Genomic DNA, 1,901 nt, shown 5'->3' with positions numbered 1-1,901 from the left:
AAGGAACAAGCTAATACTACGAGTATTTGCCTGTGTAAAACAAGATAGAAAATATGAAAAAAATTACAATAAATTAGTTGCTTGAATCATAGAAATCAACAAGCCTTAACCGTTATGGGCAAACAAAATAAATGACCTACAAGACCGGACTTTTGATTAATGAGATTCTGATTTACATAGCAATCTCACTTTGGGCGACCTTAGTCGTCAAGGGGACTTTTCAGACCTTAAAAAAGGACTTCTTCAATCTTAAAAAGACTTTCTTATACTTATTGAATACTACTGTTTTCCTTCTCGGTGCGGTTTTTTATGTTAGGCTTGCAATTATCGTTCAAGGTCCTAAAGAATCGACCAAAGAAGCCTCAATGAACTTGTTGAAAAAGGACTGCATCGAAGAGTTCTTTTGGTATGTGTGCATTTCTATTCTAACGACAGCCTTGCTATTTGGAGCAAATTTCTTATTTCAGAAGCATGTAATCAAGGAAATTAATAAGAGGAAACTTTCGACCTTAGCCGTCTTTGACTTTTCGGTTTTACTGATACTATCCGTTTCAGCAGTCTTGAATTATTACATCGGAATTTCAGGTGAAATAGACCATTACCATAAAATTGTCAGCCCATAACACCATGTTTAAATTATGCCCTGCTGACGTGGTACTCGAAGTTATCTGCTTTTTAACTACATTAGTGCTGCCCGAAATGGAAGTCCTCTTAAGCGGGCACAATATAAACATTCAACGTTATGTGCTATTTTAAGAGGACATGATAACAGTAGAAAAAATAAAAATATTTAACAGTTATGCTGGGCGACAATGACGTACTATCTATCCGCCATCTTCGTAAAGCCATAAACGTTAGTGGCAAGCTTAAAAGACACTTCACAATTGAAAAACCATTTCAAATATTGGACGTTTGTTTTGCTTCTTACTTATGGACTGACCATTACTATTCAGTATTTGCTTAGACCTTTGTGGTTTATCAAGAGTGACGAACATACCGGCTTGGCGATGTTTCAGACAATGTTCACAATTCTTCTCCTTCCCATTATTTTGGTGACAATAGTGTATTGGTTGACAAAGAAGTTTGATAAAAGGAACTGGTTTTTCTTATCTGCCATTATTATTTGTAGTTGCATTTATATTTCTGCTCGACTTGGTTTTTTAAATTGGGCAGATTCCATTGGAAGCCGAGAACATCCAGACAATGAAACATTAATGGTAGTGGCATTTGAGTGGCAAGTTGGGCTTATAGTTACATTGATTGGACTGACCATTTGCTTTGTAAGACTATACAGAAATAAGAAGATAACAGTGTGACAATGAGAAAACAAAGCCTGCCACCAACAGTGTGTTTATAAAATTGTGGCGGGATGTTGGAGCATTCAGCTATAAATCGCTATTTTGCTTTTGTGGTTAATTGAAACTGACGTTTTTCAAATGCCACAACGTTAGGAATACTTAAAGTTATATAAAAAGCCTAGTCAGTTCCCGCCCGAAAACTGGCTTTATACTGATTCTAATGTTGATAACTTACATTATTTTTATTTGTGACAGTTACAGAATAATTATAAATTGAGAATATTAAAACTTAAAACATGGGAATAAAACCAGGACCAAAGAGAATAGCTACTACAACTGGAAAACCAGATAGGCGCCAACGAGATAATAAAGAAACACCTAAGAATGTTCCATCATTAGAACCGCACAAACATAAAAAAGGAGATTAATTGTAAAACTTGTATTGGGTCTATTCGAAAAACATTTTTAAAATTGATTCTTTTAGTAATATACTTTCGGTTTCTAAAATGTGCCTCTCATTACTGTTACTTTAATAGCTAAGCTTTTAAAGTATAAAGGTGAGAGTTTTAGCTTTTAAAGAATAAGGGAAAGACTATCAGGTTC

The 1,901-nt window shown here is 34.7% G+C and carries 2 protein-coding genes; both read left to right on the top strand.

Features of this window, described 5'->3' with window-relative positions; translation table 11 throughout:
- The first annotated feature begins 131 nt into the window (after positions 1–131).
- Entirely contained in the window at positions 132–623 is a 492-nt protein-coding gene (locus tag ACLCDL_RS17855) for a hypothetical protein (RefSeq protein ID WP_423149774.1), read from the top strand.
- 234 nt (positions 624–857) lie between these two features.
- Positions 858–1,316 carry a hypothetical protein gene (locus ACLCDL_RS17850; protein WP_423149773.1) on the top strand — a complete coding sequence of 153 codons (459 nt, stop codon included), beginning with the start codon at positions 858–860 and terminating at the stop codon, positions 1,314–1,316.
- The last annotated feature ends 585 nt before the right edge of the window (positions 1,317–1,901 follow it).

The sequence above is a fragment of the Rubrilithobacter danxiaensis genome, assembly GCF_047272945.1.
GTDB classification, from domain to species: Bacteria; Bacteroidota; Bacteroidia; order Sphingobacteriales; family Sphingobacteriaceae; genus Rubrolithibacter; species Rubrolithibacter danxiaensis.
This window is presented reverse-complemented; position numbering and strand designations above follow the sequence as displayed.

Coding starts and splice junctions, on each gene's coding strand:
- ACLCDL_RS17855 (WP_423149774.1), top strand. CDS start 132: ATGACCTACAAGACCGGACTTTTGATTAATGAGATTCTGATTTACATA.